Origin of the sequence: Candidatus Nitronereus thalassa, assembly GCF_032191465.1 — a bacterium.
GTDB classification, from domain to species: domain Bacteria; phylum Nitrospirota; class Nitrospiria; order Nitrospirales; family UBA8639; genus Nitronereus; species Nitronereus thalassa.
This window is the reverse complement of record NZ_JAQOUE010000001.1, coordinates 2403697-2419886: the sequence shown is the minus strand read 5'-3', so window position 1 is coordinate 2419886 and position 16190 is coordinate 2403697. Positions and strand designations below refer to the sequence as shown.

The 16190-nt window shown below is 50.1% G+C and carries 15 protein-coding genes; 11 read left to right on the top strand and 4 right to left on the bottom strand.

Features of this window, described 5'->3' with window-relative positions; all coding sequences use genetic code 11:
• From PPG34_RS10950 to PPG34_RS10925, 6 genes are all read left to right on the top strand, one after another.
• On the top strand, nucleotides 1-1011 hold the full coding sequence (locus tag PPG34_RS10950; protein ID WP_313833333.1) for a thiamine pyrophosphate-dependent enzyme: 1011 nt from the start codon (nucleotides 1-3) through the stop codon (nucleotides 1009-1011).
• On the top strand, nucleotides 1001-2629 hold the full coding sequence (locus tag PPG34_RS10945; protein WP_313833332.1) for an NAD(P)-binding protein: 1629 nt from the start codon (nucleotides 1001-1003) through the stop codon (nucleotides 2627-2629). The genes PPG34_RS10950 and PPG34_RS10945 overlap by 11 nt, the downstream gene beginning before the upstream one ends.
• Before the next feature lie 151 nt (nucleotides 2630-2780).
• The gene (locus tag PPG34_RS10940) at nucleotides 2781-3644 is read left to right on the top strand and encodes a universal stress protein (protein WP_313833331.1); all 864 of its coding nucleotides are present in this window, start codon (nucleotides 2781-2783) and stop codon (nucleotides 3642-3644) included.
• A gap of 633 nt (nucleotides 3645-4277) precedes the next feature.
• A complete protein-coding gene (locus PPG34_RS10935; RefSeq protein ID WP_313833330.1) occupies nucleotides 4278-4859 on the top strand; it encodes a helix-turn-helix domain-containing protein in 582 nt (193 codons plus the stop codon).
• 224 nt (nucleotides 4860-5083) lie between these two features.
• The gene (gene hpnA, locus PPG34_RS10930; protein ID WP_313833329.1) at nucleotides 5084-6082 is read left to right on the top strand and encodes a hopanoid-associated sugar epimerase; all 999 of its coding nucleotides are present in this window, start codon (nucleotides 5084-5086) and stop codon (nucleotides 6080-6082) included.
• Nucleotides 6079-6792 (top strand): phosphorylase family protein, encoded by a 714-nt coding sequence (locus PPG34_RS10925; RefSeq protein WP_313833328.1) that lies wholly within the window; start codon nucleotides 6079-6081, stop codon nucleotides 6790-6792. Before hpnA ends, PPG34_RS10925 begins: the two co-directional genes overlap by 4 nt.
• 544 nt (nucleotides 6793-7336) lie before the next feature.
• Here the strand turns inward: PPG34_RS10925 and PPG34_RS10920 are convergent.
• Entirely contained in the window at nucleotides 7337-7942 is a 606-nt protein-coding gene (locus PPG34_RS10920) for a sterol desaturase family protein (protein ID WP_313833327.1), read from the bottom strand.
• A gap of 310 nt (nucleotides 7943-8252) precedes the next feature.
• On the opposite strand from PPG34_RS10920, the gene PPG34_RS10915 reads away from it, so the two are divergent.
• Nucleotides 8253-8705, top strand: coding sequence for a GNAT family N-acetyltransferase (locus tag PPG34_RS10915; protein WP_313833326.1), 453 nt, complete (start codon nucleotides 8253-8255; stop codon nucleotides 8703-8705).
• 52 nt (nucleotides 8706-8757) lie between these two features.
• Here PPG34_RS10915 and PPG34_RS10910 read toward each other — a convergent pair whose 3' ends face one another.
• On the bottom strand, nucleotides 8758-9036 hold the full coding sequence (locus PPG34_RS10910) for a peptidylprolyl isomerase (RefSeq protein ID WP_313833325.1): 279 nt from the start codon (nucleotides 9034-9036) through the stop codon (nucleotides 8758-8760).
• 302 nt (nucleotides 9037-9338) lie between these two features.
• Here PPG34_RS10910 and PPG34_RS10905 point away from each other — a divergent pair, with 302 nt between their 5' ends.
• Both PPG34_RS10905 and PPG34_RS10900 read left to right on the top strand, forming a co-directional pair.
• On the top strand, nucleotides 9339-10376 hold the full coding sequence (locus PPG34_RS10905; RefSeq protein WP_313833324.1) for a Leu/Phe/Val dehydrogenase: 1038 nt from the start codon (nucleotides 9339-9341) through the stop codon (nucleotides 10374-10376).
• 296 nt (nucleotides 10377-10672) lie between these two features.
• Entirely contained in the window at nucleotides 10673-11203 is a 531-nt protein-coding gene (locus PPG34_RS10900; RefSeq protein WP_313833323.1) for a Slp family lipoprotein, read from the top strand.
• Between the two features lie 57 nt (nucleotides 11204-11260).
• Here the strand turns inward: PPG34_RS10900 and PPG34_RS10895 are convergent, their stop codons facing one another.
• Both PPG34_RS10895 and PPG34_RS10890 read right to left on the bottom strand, forming a co-directional pair.
• On the bottom strand, nucleotides 11261-12118 hold the full coding sequence (locus tag PPG34_RS10895) for a tetratricopeptide repeat protein (RefSeq protein ID WP_313833322.1): 858 nt from the start codon (nucleotides 12116-12118) through the stop codon (nucleotides 11261-11263).
• Nucleotides 12119-12297: 179 nt separating this feature from the next.
• Nucleotides 12298-13872, bottom strand: coding sequence for a glycosyltransferase (locus PPG34_RS10890; RefSeq protein ID WP_313833321.1), 1575 nt, complete (start codon nucleotides 13870-13872; stop codon nucleotides 12298-12300).
• A 279-nt stretch (nucleotides 13873-14151) separates the two neighbouring features.
• On the opposite strand from PPG34_RS10890, the gene PPG34_RS10885 reads away from it, so the two are divergent.
• Nucleotides 14152-14334 carry a hypothetical protein gene (locus PPG34_RS10885; protein ID WP_313833320.1) on the top strand — a complete coding sequence of 61 codons (183 nt, stop codon included), beginning with the start codon at nucleotides 14152-14154 and terminating at the stop codon, nucleotides 14332-14334.
• A gap of 255 nt (nucleotides 14335-14589) precedes the next feature.
• Nucleotides 14590-16056: a radical SAM/SPASM domain-containing protein gene (locus PPG34_RS10880; RefSeq protein WP_313833319.1), complete on the top strand. Its 1467-nt coding sequence runs from the start codon at nucleotides 14590-14592 to the stop codon at nucleotides 16054-16056.
• The last annotated feature ends 134 nt before the right edge of the window (nucleotides 16057-16190 follow it).

The window sequence follows — 16190 nt, the reverse complement described above, 5'->3', positions numbered from 1 at the left end:
ATGTCATATCCACAAGTGAAATTTTATCAAACCGGAACTTTCACGGTTGGGAATCGGTTATTGAATGAAAACAACCAAACAATCCAGTCCCAAAGAGATCGCACGAATTCCCTCAACTCCGGTCACCGAGCCTGTCAGGGGTGTGGGGAAGCATTGGGCGCGCGGTATGCTGTCGATGCAGCCATGCGAGCAGCCAACAAAAACCTGGTGGCGGTGAATGCCACCGGATGTTTGGAAGTGTTCTCCAGCCCCTACCCAGAAAGTGCTTGGCAAATTCCTTGGATGCATTCGTTGTTTGGCAATGCTCCAGCCGTGGCGAGCGGAGTAGCCGCAGCCATGCGAGCGAAGGGAAAGAAGGAGACAAAAGTCATCGCGCAGGGCGGCGATGGCGCGACGGTCGATATTGGTTTTGGGTGTCTGTCCGGCATGTTCGAGCGAAACGACGATGTTCTCTACATCTGCTATGACAACGAAGCCTACATGAACACTGGCGTGCAACGGTCAGGATCGACCCCGGCACGTGCTTGGACGAACACCACGCAAGCGGTGGGGCCGGAACCCGGCAATCCCGTCGGCGTTGGAAAAAATCTTCCAGCGATTGCCATGGCGCATGGGATTCCATACGTGGCCACGTCCTCTGTCGCGGATCTGCATGACTTGGAAGCCAAAGTGACCAAAGCCATGGACATTCGTGGCGCACGATATATTCATATTCATGTGCCCTGCCCGCTTGGATGGAAATCTGATCCTGCGTTGACGATTAAGGTGGCCCGGATGGCTGTGGAGAGTGGGTTGTTTCCATTGTTTGAAGCGGAGCATGGAGCGGTTGTTGATCGAACCCCGATTCGTCGCAAAGTTTCAGTTGAACGGTACTTGGAATTACAGGGACGGTTTAAACATTTGTTTGGCGATCCGCCAGATACAACTGGGATAGCAGCGATTCAGGCAATCGCGGATGCCAACATCCAACAGTATGGATTGCGTGAACAGGAACAAGAACGTGGAACGTAAACCATTTGCCATCACACTCGATCCTAGTTCGAGTCTCGCCAATCATACGGGCAATTGGCGCACGATGCGGCCGGAATATTCAGACCATCTCCCGCCGTGTAATCGGGCCTGTCCCGCAGGGGAAAATATCCAAGCCTGGCTCTTCGAAGCGGAAGAGGGTAAGTATCACGAAGCCTGGCTCAAGATTATGGAAGACAATCCCTTCCCTGCGATTCACGGTCGTGTGTGTTATCACCCCTGTCAGGATGCATGTAATCGTGAACAATTAGACGAAGCCGTGAACATCCATGCCGTCGAACGGTTCCTGGGTGACCTGGCGGCCAAGAACAACTGGAAGATTGAACCTGGGGCGCCAACAGGAAAACATGTGTTGATTATTGGCGCTGGTCCCAGTGGCCTTTCCGCAGCCTATCATTTAGCGCGGTTTGGGCATCAAGTGACAATCTATGAGGCTGGCCCAAAAACTGGAGGCATGTTGCGATTTGGCATTCCAAAATATCGACTCCCTCGCGAAGTGCTGGATGCCGAGATTGCTCGCATTGAAGGCATGGGGGTCACGATCCATTTGAATCGCAAAGTGGAAGATCTGCAGGCCACGATCGAGTCAGAAAAGTTTGACGCGACTTTTCTAGCTATCGGCGCTCATTTGAGTAAACGCGCGGAAGTTCCAGGAAAAGACGCTGGGCGAATTTTGGATGCTCTGTCGTTTCTTGAAAAGATGGAGGGGGAAGCGCCGCCAAAAATTGGGCGTCGTGTGGCCGTGTATGGTGGAGGCAATACCGCGTTGGATGTGGCCAGGACCGCGAAGCGCTTAGGCGCGGAAGAAGCCATCATCATCTATCGGCGGGATCGTGAACATATGCCGGCTCATGATTTTGAAGTCGAGGAAGCGCTGGAAGAAGGTATTCTCGTACGATGGCTCCGCACCATAAAACAGATCGACGATACAACCTTCACGGTGGAAGAGATGGCCCTGGATCAGAATGGAAAACCCCAACCTACGGGTCGGTTCGAAACGTTGGAAGCAGATTCGCTAGTGTTGGCATTAGGCCAAGAAGTCGATACAGGTTTTCTCCGAAATGTTCCTGGGCTAGAAATTTCAGGTGACGGCGTCATACAAGTCGATCATCGAATGATGACAGGATGCGCCGGGGTGTTTGCCGGAGGAGATATGGTCCCTGCTGAACGAACCGTGACGGTGGCCACGGGTCACGGCAAAAAAGCCGCCCGACATATTGATGCCTATCTGCGTGGGACCGAATTTGCCAAACCTGCATCCAATCCCCTGGCTTCATTTGGTCGTCTGAATCCTTGGTACTACACCGATGCAGGCCAGAGTCATCAACCTCAGCTGGTAATGGCTAAGCGACAAGTGAGTTTTGATGAAGTGGTCGGTGGTCTCAACGAAGACACTGCCTTGTTAGAGGCACGGCGCTGTTTGTCGTGCGGCACCTGCTTCGAGTGCGACAACTGTTACGGCATGTGTCCCGATAATGCCATCATCAAACTCGGACCGAGGCAGCGATACAAAATTGATTACGACTTTTGCAAAGGCTGTGGACTGTGTGCAGAAGAATGTCCGTCTGGCGCAATCGATATGGTGAAAGAGCGGCGATGATGCGAGAAATATGCTTGTCATTCTGAACGCAGTGAAGGATCTGCTTTTCTCTCCTCATGGTGAATGAATTCAGATCCTTCGCCGCTGGCTCAGGATGACAAAGGAATAGGTAATTAGGTGATTTGGTTTTTCTGATTAAAGGAGTCATGTCATGAAAGTCTTACTTGCCGTTGACGGTTCGGATCATTCCTACGACGCGGTGCGAGCCGTGGAATGCTTAACGCCAGCGCACCCCTTGAGAGTAATGTATGCTCTCAATCTTCCCAGACTCGCCTATCCCACGTTGGGACCAAATTTGGATAAAGAGTTGTCGGTGACAGTAGAAGAGGCGATGAAGGAAGAAGCCGAGAGTGTCGTGAATCGCGCCGCCTCCTTATTGCCGCCACATCACGGCACGACGGAAAAGCGGATCGTGGAAGGAAAGCCTGCCGAGGCCATTCTCGCGGCTGCCGACGACATGAAAGCCGACTTGATTGTCATGGGTGCTCGTGGTGTCGGGCAATTGCAAGAGCATGTTATTGGCAGTGTCTCACACCGAGTGATGAGTCATGCCTCCTGTCCTGTGCTGGTCATCAAGTCTCCCATTCGGCATTTGCAACGCATGCTGGTTCCGATCGCTGATGAAGAAGATGGGCAAGGTGTAGTGGATTTTCTCAGCAAAAATCCGTTCCGTGAACGGCCTGAGGTGACCGTGGTGCATGTGGTGCCATTTTCGGAACCCATTTGGCCCGTGGGTGCCATGATCCCGGAAGGTTTCCGGAAAGACATGATGAGCTATGGCAAAGAGATCACCAACCAGGTCGTTGAGAAGTTAGGTCCTTTGGGCTATACCGCCAGAGGGCTAGCGGTGTTGGGATCGCCGGCATCAGCCATTACCCAAGAAGCGGGTGCCAGTGAGTGCGACCTGATAGTCATGCGTTCTCATGCCCGAACCGGGGTGAGCAGGTTTTTATTAGGCAGTGTGTCCCATGGCGTGGTGCATCATATCGGCTGCTCAGTATTGATTCTGAGGTAATGGAAGGGCCAGTTTATCTAAGGAGAAAAAGAGGAAAGACTATGAAGAACCGCTGGCTGCTTTTTGGTGCGATTGCGCTAGGTGTGGCAATTTTTGTGTATGTTGTGTTTTTCTGTCCTGATGAATGCCATTAATCCTGGTATCTATGCAGCCTCGCCCAGGTTGGCCAAATCGATGCGGTGACTCATAACATGTCATGAATCAATCCACGACACTTCCGTACCTTCGCCCATCTCTCTGTCATAAGGCGCTCTCCCATATGACGAGCCAAGTGGATCTCAATCCCAGTCCCATCCCTTTCGATATTTATTAGAAATTGCAGATTTTTCATAGTTTACGATTCTTCGTGTGTTCGATGTCCTCCGGTTGGGTTGTTTCCCGAGCCAAGAAATAAACATCACTAAACCCTCATGTACTCAGGGTCAGTGGAAGAAATCCAATACATCCAGCAAGTCCAATTATACCCAGCATCATTCTTAAATATTATTAAAATTGACAAATGTATAGTAATACTATACTTAGGTAAACTAAGCATTTCCTCAACATTGAGGAAAAAAGGAATTCTATTGGCCGAACTCCCCGGCATTCGTTTTTCATTTTTTGAAACTCAACGAATAGAAGCACGTCTAAGGAATGTCTGGGAAGCCAAGGAAATCCGAAAGTACGGAACTCCGAGTTGGGAAGGCCGTCAGGCGAATGAGAAAAGCCCGTCAATGGTCGGTACGGGCTTTGGCCGTTAAGTGCGGGGTCTCCGCGGGTTTTATTTCCCAGGTTGAACTCGGTCGGGCTTTCCCCTCTATCGCATCACTGGAACGCATCGCGACGGTTCTGGGCGTCACGCTTGGGGAATTTTTTCAATCCACCTCCTCTGACGGTCCGTTTATTGTTAAAAAAACCGAACGACAGGTTCTGCAAAGCAAATGGTCAAAAGCCCAAATCGAGTCATTGGGGCCATGGAGTGGAGCGAGAAAATTGGAAGCGCTCCTGGTCACGCTCGATTCTGGGGGAACCAGTGGTTCGCAACTCCATACCCATGAAACTGAATTGTTGGTAGTCGTGTTTGAGGGAAAAGTTCAGTTAGTATTTGAAGATTCCGTCCAATCTCTCCAACGAGGCGATGCCGTGATGATTCCCGCCGGGACGCCACATCGGTGGAAGAATACGAATGTGAAATCGACACAACTCCTGAAAGTTAGTCCACGGTTGGTGTTATAGAAGGAGGAAACATACGCGAAGGGCGAGAACCCGCTCCATGATACAAAGGCAGATTCCAGAGCAAGGAGTTTCCTTCCAGATGGCAGACATCTTGACAGAAAGACGATCTGCCGTAGCTCATTTCCGCGAAACCAGGAATCCCAAAAAAGCTTGTATACCGTTTTCCGTTCGCCCCGGCCTCGAAGTCCATGGTTCAACCAAACACGAGGAGCAAAAATAAGAATATGCAAGCGCTCGTGACAGGTGGAACAGGCTTTATTGGAAACCATGTTGTTCGCACGTTAATCAGGCAAGGGCTCGATGTGCGCGTTCTGGTCAGACCTACTAGCAATCGGCAAGGGTTGAAGGACATACCTGTTACCTTCCTTGAGGGTTCACTGAATGATCCTGGTTCGCTGGAACAGGCGGTCGCAGACATCGATGTTCTGTTTCACGTCGCGGCAGACTACCGATTTTGGGTGCCCGACCCTCAGCAGATGTGGGAGGTCAATGTCGGCGGGACCCGCCGGCTTCTTGAAACGGCAATGAAAGCCGGAGTCCAACGAATGGTGTATACCTCGAGCGGCGTGACGGTGCGCTGCTCGGATACTCAACTGGGAACCGAAGAAGATTTTGTTTTCCCTGAGGAATGCCGGAGTGTGTATCAGCGGACGAAAGTCTTAGCCGAACAGACGGTCTGGGAACTGATTCGACAGGGAGCGCCCATCACCATCGTAAACCCAACGACTCCTATCGGTGGGTGGGATTTGAAGCCGACGCCGACGGGGCGATTGATTGTCGATTTTCTCAATGGGCGGCTTCCGGCGTATCTGGACGCGGTGTTCAATTGGATCGCAGTGGAAGATGTGGCGTTCGGCCATTGGCTAGCGGCGGAAAAAGGTCGCTGTGGGGAACGCTATATCCTTGGCCATGAAAATCGGTCCCTGGAAGAGGTGCTGGCTCTTCTTGGCGAGGTAAGTGGGCAGACCCCCCCGCGGTTCAAAATTCCCTATGCAGTCGCCTATATCGCCGGGGCGGCAGGAGAGATGATGGGTCGTCTCAGTGGTCGTGAGCCACGCGCATCGTTGGACGGGGTGCGGATGGCGGGGCAACCGATGCGATATGACAGTCGAAAGGCGATGAGCGAACTTGGACTTCCCCAAACTTCCCTACGGAAGGCGATGGAAGAAGCAGTCAACTGGTTTCGCCAACATGGCTATACCACTCAAGGAGAGACAAGATGAAAATTGGATTGGTGGCGGAAGTGAAATGGGAAGTGCGAGAAGTCTGTCGACGATTGAAACTCCGGCTAATTGATCAGGAAGAAGAAACATGGGGTGCTCAAATGAACGGCCATGAACTCAGGTTGTGTCTATCCGGCATGGTGCCTTCTGTGGCCAAGAAGCGAGTTGTGAGGTTCCTGGATTCAGTAAAGCCCGATCTCATGATCTGTTCGGGATTAGCCGGTGCCCTTCGTCCGAATGTGCAGGTGGGAGAGGTCATTGTGCAGTCCGACAATCCCAGACTGGTTGCCGAGACAGAGCTGGCCCTTAAAAATAAAGATATTCCCTTTCATGTGGGGTCCCTAGTCACAGTCAGCCAACCGGTGTTGACGCCAGTGGCGCGCCGGGAACTGGCGGCTAAGGGTCAGGCAATTGCGGTCGATATGGAAAGTCAGACAATTTCCGCGCTGTGCAAGGAGCGAGGAATTCCCTGCCTGGCGATGAAGGGCGTGTCCGACGACATTGATGAAGATCTGTCGCCGATTCTGGGAGGATTCGAGATTATCAATATTCCTCGTATTGCCATGCGAGTGCTGGTGAAGCCAAACACGTGGCCGTTGGCAGCTAGATTGGCGCGGCACAGCTATGTCGCGGCCAATAACCTAGGATATGGGGTGTGGGCGACGCTGGAACGGCTTGGTAACGGAAGCCAGAGTGAGCGCCCAGTCTGAGAAACTGCGACGGGTGTTTTGCGGGACCCATTGAAATTCTACCCGAGGCTCTGCAGTATCGCAGTCTACATCTTTTGCAGCAGGAAAATTTTCTCTAGTGGCTTGATTTAGGGATGCACTGCAATCGAGTACCGACACCATGACCACAGAAACGGTTATACAGAAAATTTGATCAATCCGTTGGAAGAGGAAAAACTTCGGTCGTTCCGAAACCAATTGTCTTGCCGAATTTCAACCGTTCACGCAATCCCCGTAACACAATATCTCAGTAACTCACGATGCCCACATAATCCGCTCGCACCTGCACCGACCGATTGACCACCTTGCCTTCCGCCGCCACGCTGGCGGCCTCATCCCCCACGGCGACTAAGGTAGATCCGGCCACGGGCGTTCCAAAACCCAAAGCGAAGGCAAACAGCAGCAACCACGTTACACTTTCTTTCTCGGCAAATCGGCCCAAAGAATTTTTGAAGATTAAACACAGCACGAAGGAGCGAAGAGCTCTGGGGAACCCGAGGTAGTTGGAAAGAGTGGAAAACGCGATTTAAGAAGGTAAGGCCGTTGATACGGGTGAGCCAATTTGCTCATGAATATCCTGAAGGTCGGTGGGTGTGGCATGAGCAAGCGTTCCAAGGACAAAATCCGCTAGAGGAAACACGACATTGAAATTCTTGTCCGGATATCGGTGGTGCAACCAGTGGTACCGCGCGAGAAACTGATACAACCGCCAATGACTAAATGCCCTCTGTTCGGGTTTGTGCATTTCCAAATGAATGTTGTTCCATACCCAATGATGAAACACAAAGGTGGCGATGAATATAGCTGCCCCCAGCCAGGAGAAGAACGCGAGACACATGGCAACCGGAAGCGCTTTAATCGGTGCCTTGCGGATCGTGAGGCGTATCTCCTTGTCTTCACCAGGAGGCACCGGAGCATCGCTGAAGATTTTTGAATAGTGGTTCTTATGATGCACAATGGCATGTGCTTCGAACGTGTGCTTGAAGGCGGCGATACTCCGTCGGTGCATCAGCCACTTGTGAACTTGGTGCTCGATAAAAGACATCAACACAGCCGAGAGAATGAACCAACCCACGATTTGGAAGCCAAGCATCATGGGGTCAGGAATGTTCATGTCAAAGATGCGCTTCATGAGCGTTGACCATCTGTCGGGGAGTATAGAGGTGGGAAAAGTAAAGGGGTGGCGAAAAGGGGCAAGTCGAGAAGTTGTGAACCTTCAGGGGAAGGTCTACGCTTTCGGAACAAAAGAGGACTAACAACTCATGAGCTTGAGTTCACTTTTCCTAAAAATTAGGGCCAAAAATCTGGGCTTGTTTCGAAATCCACTCTCTCGCACAAGGTTTACCGTACCAGCAATACCGGCATGGCGCAAATCTCGAAGAAGACACGTCCACAGTCGCGCAAAATAACCTCATGCCTTACCCGGGGAACCTCCACAACCCATGACTATTCGTTCAGCGACGTCTAAAGACATTGAGGTTTTGGTGAGCCTGATGGGATTGTTCTATGCAGAGTCAGGCTTTCCGCTGGACGACCTGTGGGCGGCTGAGTCGTTTACTTCTTTACTGGGGAATCCAGAAAGAGGCGGTGTGTGGATGGCCTTGGAAACCGATAGTGTGGTGGGGTATGTCGTACTTTCGATACGGCATACTATGGAGCATGGGGGCTTAGGTGCCTACATCGATGATCTGTATGTCAAACCAGAGTGCCGGCGTCGTGGTGCAGCAACCGCACTGTTAAACAGCCTATTGGCTGAATGTCAGGGGCGCGGGTGCAAATCAATTCATGTGGAAGCTGGAGAACTCAATCAACCTGCCTGGCGGCTCTATGCCAAGTTTGGTCTCCAGCAGGCCGCTGACGGGCGTGTACTCCTCAGTCGGAGATTGTTGTCCTAGCCCGCGCAAAAACCAATCCCAGCACAAAGTTTACCCCTTGGTTAAGGGCCGCTTAATCCTTCTGTCCGGTTTTCTTAATGATGTGGTATCCAAATTGTGTACTGACCACATTGCTGATACTGCCATGGCTCATTTTTTTGACGGCATCTTCAAACGCTTTCACCATTTTGCCAGGCCCAAACCATCCCAGATCACCGCCTTTGGATTTACTGGGACAGGTCGAATATTCTTCAGCCAAGTCTCTGAAATTGGCCCCGCTTTTCAATCGGTCTCGCAGCTGGTCTGCTAACCCTTTTTCTTTTACCAGTATATGACTTGCTCTCCACTCCATATGACCTCCTTGTAACTCTTAACTCCCAAACAGGAACTTTTTCATGTTTAATGCAAAAGAATCATGCCGCATGGGTATTCCAGTTTTCAAGCATATCCCGCAGAATGATCTATACAAACTTTTTCCATCTACTTCTGATCGGTGGAGGCTTTCCTCCTCGGAATATCGTTGTGGAATGGAGGGAAAGAGGGTAAATGGTCAACACAAGATTTAACCCCTGCCGTCCATTATCACGGAACAGTGCATTCTTTGTGCTTAGACCAAATCCGGCTTACAATAATCATGAATCCTAAAACAGAAACATGCTCGAGATAAAACACCTCAAGGTCAAGGGCTTCGAAACTGTCGCGGTCGGAAAAGATCCCGCGGCAAATTTCCACGCCATCATTGCCGTGCATTCCACACGGCTGGGACCGTCCCTCGGCGGAATTCGCATGTGGCCCTATAAAAATGAAAAAGAAGCCTTACAAGATGTGCTGCGTTTAGCCAACGCCATGAGCAAGAAAGCGGCTATTTCCGGTTTACAGGTTGGTGGCGGGAAGGCTGTAATCATTGGTAACCCAGAAAAAGAGAAAACCCCAACAGTACTGCATTTAATGGGAGCGCTCATTGATTCTCTTAAAGGACAATATATCGCCGCCAAAGATTCAGGGATTGTGCCGGAAGATTTAAATGTGGTCTCGGAAAAGACCCGCCATGTCACTGGTACTACAGGAAAACATGGGGGAAGCGGTGATCCTTCCCTGTCGACAGCCAAGGGTGTGCTAAAAGGAATGCAAGCCGCCAGCCAAGTCGTTTTTGGATCGCAAAATCTGAACAACCGGGTGGTCGCGATCCAGGGGGTCGGCCATGTGGGATGGAATCTCGGCAACCTCTTGGTAAAACACGGGGCGAATCTCATCGTCGCCGACCTGCAGCAAGAACGAGCCGCCCGAGCGCAACGAGCATGGAAAGCCGAAGTAGTGCCTTTATCAAGGATTCATCGGGTCCCGGCAGACATCTTTGCACCCTGTGCCTTAGGAGGCGTACTCAATGCCAAGACCATCCCGCAACTACGAGCCAGCATTGTGGCTGGTGGAGCCAACAATCAATTTCTGGATGAAGAGCGCGATCCCTATCTCTTGATGAGAAGAAACATTGTGCACGTGCCGGATTACGTCTTGAATGCCGGAGGGCTGATTCAGCTGGTGGTCCGGGAGGTCCTACACCAACGACGCGTAGCGTCGTGGATTAACAATATCCAACGAACGGTGCGGCAGGTTCTGACGGAATCCCTGCGTGATAACCTCCCTCCCCTCATTGTGGCGAACCGGCTGGCGCTAGAAAAGATTGGGACGTAAGTTGAAAGCAATCGAAATGTGGCATGGTATGACCCGACCACCATTTTTAAAATCCTCGATGACCCTGTGAATCCGACCCGGAAGTTGTCATAGAAAAGGTTCCTTCCACCTTTTTCACAAATGTGACAAAATTTTCACAATTATACCCACGAATTCCAATCCCTCATTACTGCAATTTCAATAACATGCGAAGAAAATGATGTCACAATGTTACGAAAATGTTAATTGAATGTATCGCAAATGTTAACTTATAATTTAAATATATTGAAATATCTCAAGGCGAGGGAGGGCAAGTCATGAAAGTAAAAAGACTTCTTATAGGATGTGGGTTAATCCTATGGTTAACGGGATGTGCTTCGTCACCATTTTTTCCAAACAACGGGCAGGTTGTGAAATCTGAAACTGAATTCGGAGTTTTGAAAGCTGAGCCTGATGTATATAAGGGGGGAACAGTTAAGCTCGCTGCGCGCATCGTGAGCGTCGAGCCCTCGAAACAAGGGACCCTGGTGGTAGCCGAGTGGTTGCCCTATCCGCAATCCGAATATGATGGGCCAGAGGATATCGGCTGGGTTTCAAAAGGTCTCGTTGCCGTTTATTATCCAGATAAACTCGACGCAGAGGGGAGTTTATACGGGAATAAATTTCTTGCCATTGGGAAAATGGTAGGGGTGACGGACAGTCAGTCAAAATTACCGTACATGACGGCTCGCTGCCTTCACGTGTGGAAAACAGGGGCTGCAGACATTGGTGATTCTGCCGATGAATATGATATCTCGGAGGAAAGGTATTGCGCAGAGAATAATCCCAAGTCCCCAAAAGTGTCGTAGACTTTACCAAAGCGGAAACTATTACAGTTCTGCTATCAACGAATCACATTCAGTTTATTACAACTCTTCAGGAACCATGGCCAGGCGATCCGCCTGGCCACAAGCCTGAAAGCTCCCTCGCGCACAGGCCATTCTCAGTTCTTGATTGGCCTCGACAGTTTTCCCAAGCATGAATAAGGCGACTGCTCGATTGTAGTGCACGTCCCCGCCATCAACACCGAGTTTGAGGGTCTGACCAAAATCTTCCGCCGCCATTCTGAAATTTCCCTCTCGCAAGGCAAGGAGTCCACGGCTTTGGTAGGGTTGTGGGAACTGGGGATCCAAGCGAATGGCATGATCGAGATCTTCTTTGGCCGATGAAGTCTTCCCAATTTTGATAAACGCCACAGCCCGATTGGCAAAAAGCATGGCGTTTTGGGAGTCCAACGAAATACCATAAGAAAAATCATCAATGGCTTGGGCGTATCGGCCCATGCGACTCAAGGCTAGTCCTCGATGATTCCACAAACCTGCTGATTCCGAAGAGACGCGAAGCAGGGTATCGAAAGTGTGCACCGCGACTTCAGGATATCCACCCTCCAGATAGGCAATCCCAAGATTCTCCAGATAGCGAAGGTTGTCCGGATCGAGTTTGACAGCTTCTTGAAATTGGGGAATGGCTTGATCCCACTGTTGACGTTCTGCATGCACAAACCCTCGGGCATTCCATGCCGCAGAATCTTGCGGGTTCGCTTTCACTACTTCATCAAAGATCTGAAGGGCTTGATCAATCTGGCCCTGTTGAAACGCCTCCTTACCCAAGTCTAATTGAGTGAAGGTGTCGTTTTGATTGGGCTGGGTGCCTTCGAGTCCCGCACATCCAACGGATAAAGTTATGAATAGAGCCCCCAGTAATAAACGATGCAGCCTTTGCATATCCCATTCTCCTTTTCTTAACACACCGTCCTATTGACCAAAAGGATAAGGGACTTTCGTTACACCGAAGACACTGGAGTGTTACATGTGTGTAAACTGCCGCCGCTTCATTTGAAAGGGTCAGTCTGTGCCTAATTTCATGGCGGGAGAATCAATTTCAACAAAGTAATTGCCGGCTCTTAATGTTGGCCCTGCCGTTTTGCAAATTCATTGAAGGCCTGCATTATATTGTGCAAAAGGGACTTTCTGCCTGAAAATTTAGGTGCCTCTTGGTGGGCCAGTTTTTGGTAGTCGCCCAAAACCATGGCATTGGTCATGAGATCATAGGCGCGTTTGCCCATGTCCTCATAGGTTTCCAATGGGGGAAATCCTGCTACGACCATTCCAGCATCACCCGAAGGCAGGCTGAGGACAGGTAAGCCTGCCTGCAGGGCATAAACGATCGCACTGCCTCCACCATTACGGATTGGGTTCAGGTATGCATCTGCGATTTGATAGACACCCATAATGTCTTGTTGAAACCCTAGGTGGGTGGTGCGACCTTTCAGGGCAGCGTGCTTACCGACTTGTTCTTTATAGTTTTCGAAGTTACCAGCAAACGCAATGTGAGCTTTGGGATGATCACAAATTTGTATAAGAAGTTGAAGAAACCGGTCATCGATATCCATGAACAGCCTGATGCCTACAACGACAAAAAGAAACGCGTCCTCAGGAATACCAAATTGTCGGCGGGTCAGAGCCGTCGAAGGAGGCTTGACCTCAAAGCCAGGATGTTGGGCAAAGAGATGCTTGCCTCGGAGGTTTTCCTGATCAAGGATGTGCTGCATTTCAGCATCCGGTTGGTCCCAGGTATGAAAAAAGCAGTGTTTGGTCAGCGGCACTCCACGCGCCGTGGGATAAATAAAACAAAAACAGCGATGGTGAAAGGGTTCGGCAAGAAGGGAGGGGGCACTGATGCAGAGAATCATTTCCGGTGAAAACGCATCGATAGTTTGCATACCCTGAATAGCGGCATTCTCACTAAAAACACCATCGCCACACATGAGGAAGGGGAATGAATGTCCATTGGCGTCGATGGTCTTAAGCCCACCCTGATATTCGGGAATCATGGCTCCACAAGCCGCCGGAACTATGGCACCATCATTGCCATGAGTATATTCCGATGAGGCGACAATCATCACTTCTTTTCCATAATCCTGAGTAAGTAAAGTTGCAAAGTTGATGGTATCGACGGTGGGAGCATGGGGAGATTGTAGAAATTGCCGAGTGAGGATGACGACTTTGTTATTAGGGGAAAACGGCTGGAAACGATTTCCGACCAACCGGTCATACAGGCCACCGATGTGGGAATGTTGCTTTTCAAATAATGTGCGGAAAACCCTCCGATTAATTATGGCAGCCAAGGTATTTCCAGTATCGTTGAATACCATTTCCGCCAGGGTCATGAAGGTTGATGCGCAAGCCGCCAGGTCATCAGGATGCTCATCAATCCGTGCGGGTATGGTTTTTAGAAAGGTAAGGTCCTTAGTTAAATGATACCGGATAGAGTCAATCAGTAGGTGATTAAAGGCGCAAGAATGTAATGAATGGTGTTCAAGGTTTTGCAACACCGTTTCCCTGGTGGGTTTATCGATTTCTGGCCACGAGGTGAGCAGGCCCTCGGCGGTGCAAAGCGCCTGATGGCGTTCTTCTGGGGAGATCTGGCTTTGATCTTTTTCCAGGGTGGTCCAAAAACTTCCGACGAGTTTTTGCATGAGAAGGATGGGAGATATCCAAGAGGAAAAAACTGGACGTGATAGTACCAACGGGTAGGGAGTGAGTCAATTTTATCCTTCGGACACTCGTGACTTCTAAACCCATATGGACGTTCCCCATTCTTTAGGTGGCTACTCCCTCGCCGAATACGGTATCGAACTCGACGGCTGGAGTCACAAGCAGCCGGTAAGGTAGAATTGGCAGAAATGTGTCATGGCAAGTCCTGACCCAAATCTCAATATCTTATATCACTCACACTACACGATTGGAGGAACGGCATGGCTTCACAAATTAAAGAATCGTTAACAAAGACCGTCGTTACGAAAAAAGAGGAAACTTACTTCGATGCACTGAGCGGCCAGTTTTTGACCGACAATGACAAGGCAACCAAAGATTTTGAAAAGCGCCTGAATAACACAAGTTGTCCGATGGATTTCTGTGTGAAGGATGCTCCTAACTAAAGGGCCGTTGAACAATTCATGTCCGTGATAAAGGTGTGGTTGTCAGTGGATAGACCGGATAACTCAAAGGGAATGTTCAAAAAATTTCGTCCAGCAAGGCCAAATGCCTGAAAAGTCGTTGGCATCTTGAAAAATTCTCTTTGGCTTTAACGAAATACGAGATACGCTTCACGGATTACGACTTTTAAGATGACGCCGCCATTCCGGAAAAGGGTGGTTTTAAGCGGTGCTCGTAAGTGGATAGAAAGACCCGGAATGAACCAAAAATTTTTTGTCAGTAATTATCTCAACATCTACCCGTCCAATCGGGATACACACATCTTAATGCACGGGGTGACCGGGGCCATTGACGAAGTATCCAACAATCTAGGCCTCAGGCTCTCGAGGTGTCGCCGCAAACAGCAATCGATGGAAGAAAGCGAGTTCGATGCGACGGACTTCGATTTGTTGCGGAGCCGAGGGTACCTGACCGCACTGTCCTACGAGGCCGAGGTCGACGCGTTCGTCGAATATGTCAATAAACTGCACCAAAAGAACAGGGCAGCCGTCTCCTCCGGTTTCGTCATGTTAGCCCTGTCCTATGCATGCAATCTGCGATGCCCGTATTGTTATCAAAACGAGATGCGGGACAGGAATGGACCGTCCTTACGCGCCATGTCTCCAGACTTTGTCGATACCCTCTTCACAAAGACCATTCCAGCCTTGTACGGAAGCACGGCCAACAACCTGCAAATCTCATTGTACGGCGGCGAACCGTTTGCGCCAGAGAATGTTCCCGCAATCGAGCGAGCCCTGTATTATGCGCAGCATCGTGGTCATGAGGTCAGCGCCATCTCCAACGGAACCCGCGTTAATGAGTTTCCGAACCTGTTTGGTGAAGAACATGGGAAGGTTAATAACGTACAGATCTCTCTGGATGGCATTCCAGACATTCATAATAAGTCACGAATTCCGATGTCAGGTGAAAAGACATTCGATGCGATCGTCGAAAACATACACTGGCTTTCAGCGAAAGGCGTAAAAATCGCGCTTCGCGTCAACGTCACCGTGGAGTCAGTAGGGACGCTCAAGGATCTAGAAAACATTCTGGACCAGCGGGGAGTATCCAAACTTCCTAATGTCAGCGTGTATTGTACCGCCATACATGAAGCCCATACCAAAACGGCAACCGACGTGTTTCCGGAGATCTTCTCACAATGGAAACTGGCCAACGAGATGGAGAAGAAGGGCGTGTCGTCAATGGCCTCACCATATGACAAAACGTGTGGGACCATGAGAAACCTCTTTGATAACAACGAAAACATCCTCTTGAATAAGACCATGTTTTGTATGGAAAACCGGCCGTACTCCCTGTTGTTCGACCCGTATGGTGATGTGTATGGATGCTATGAAGAAGCGGGATATACCAACAAACGAATCGGAGTCGTGACGAACGAAGGCCTGGTGGACTTTGTCGACAACCGATACAACACGTATCAATCCAGAAACGTTGCCAGCCACGAGCCGTGTCGAAGCTGTTCAGTGGCGTTGACGTGCGGCGGCGGATGCCCACTGCAGGCAGAAATCGCGAACGGCACCATATTTTCAAATCACTGCGATTCGCAGAAAGAATTGGTGGCCAAGAGTATCATCGCGTTTGTGGAAAAGAAAACGGCGGAGAGTGACTTAATGGTTCTCGATGCGAATAGACTCGCCAAAGAAGAGATGACTCCCTTACTCTGATCTGAAGTTAGGGTAAAGTACATCGGGTATGGACCCATCACAAGCGCTCCAAAAGGTCAATTAAATACCAATGTGTTATTGCAAGATCTGACCCGCAGCTTTCCCCTGTCGAAGCTGCGGTAAGAACTTGCCTG

Coding starts and splice junctions, on each gene's coding strand:
- PPG34_RS10935 (WP_313833330.1), top strand. CDS start 4,278: ATGTCTGGGAAGCCAAGGAAATCCGAAAGTACGGAACTCCGAGTTGGG.
- PPG34_RS10950 (WP_313833333.1), top strand. CDS start 1: ATGTCATATCCACAAGTGAAATTTTATCAAACCGGAACTTTCACGGTT.
- PPG34_RS10885 (WP_313833320.1), top strand. CDS start 14,152: ATGGCTTCACAAATTAAAGAATCGTTAACAAAGACCGTCGTTACGAAA.
- PPG34_RS10880 (WP_313833319.1), top strand. CDS start 14,590: ATGAACCAAAAATTTTTTGTCAGTAATTATCTCAACATCTACCCGTCC.
- PPG34_RS10910 (WP_313833325.1), bottom strand. CDS start 9,036: ATGGAGTGGAGAGCAAGTCATATACTGGTAAAAGAAAAAGGGTTAGCA.
- PPG34_RS10920 (WP_313833327.1), bottom strand. CDS start 7,942: ATGAAGCGCATCTTTGACATGAACATTCCTGACCCCATGATGCTTGGC.
- PPG34_RS10940 (WP_313833331.1), top strand. CDS start 2,781: ATGAAAGTCTTACTTGCCGTTGACGGTTCGGATCATTCCTACGACGCG.
- PPG34_RS10905 (WP_313833324.1), top strand. CDS start 9,339: ATGCTCGAGATAAAACACCTCAAGGTCAAGGGCTTCGAAACTGTCGCG.
- PPG34_RS10925 (WP_313833328.1), top strand. CDS start 6,079: ATGAAAATTGGATTGGTGGCGGAAGTGAAATGGGAAGTGCGAGAAGTC.
- PPG34_RS10915 (WP_313833326.1), top strand. CDS start 8,253: ATGACTATTCGTTCAGCGACGTCTAAAGACATTGAGGTTTTGGTGAGC.
- PPG34_RS10895 (WP_313833322.1), bottom strand. CDS start 12,118: ATGCAAAGGCTGCATCGTTTATTACTGGGGGCTCTATTCATAACTTTA.
- PPG34_RS10900 (WP_313833323.1), top strand. CDS start 10,673: ATGAAAGTAAAAAGACTTCTTATAGGATGTGGGTTAATCCTATGGTTA.
- hpnA (WP_313833329.1), top strand. CDS start 5,084: ATGCAAGCGCTCGTGACAGGTGGAACAGGCTTTATTGGAAACCATGTT.
- PPG34_RS10890 (WP_313833321.1), bottom strand. CDS start 13,872: ATGCAAAAACTCGTCGGAAGTTTTTGGACCACCCTGGAAAAAGATCAA.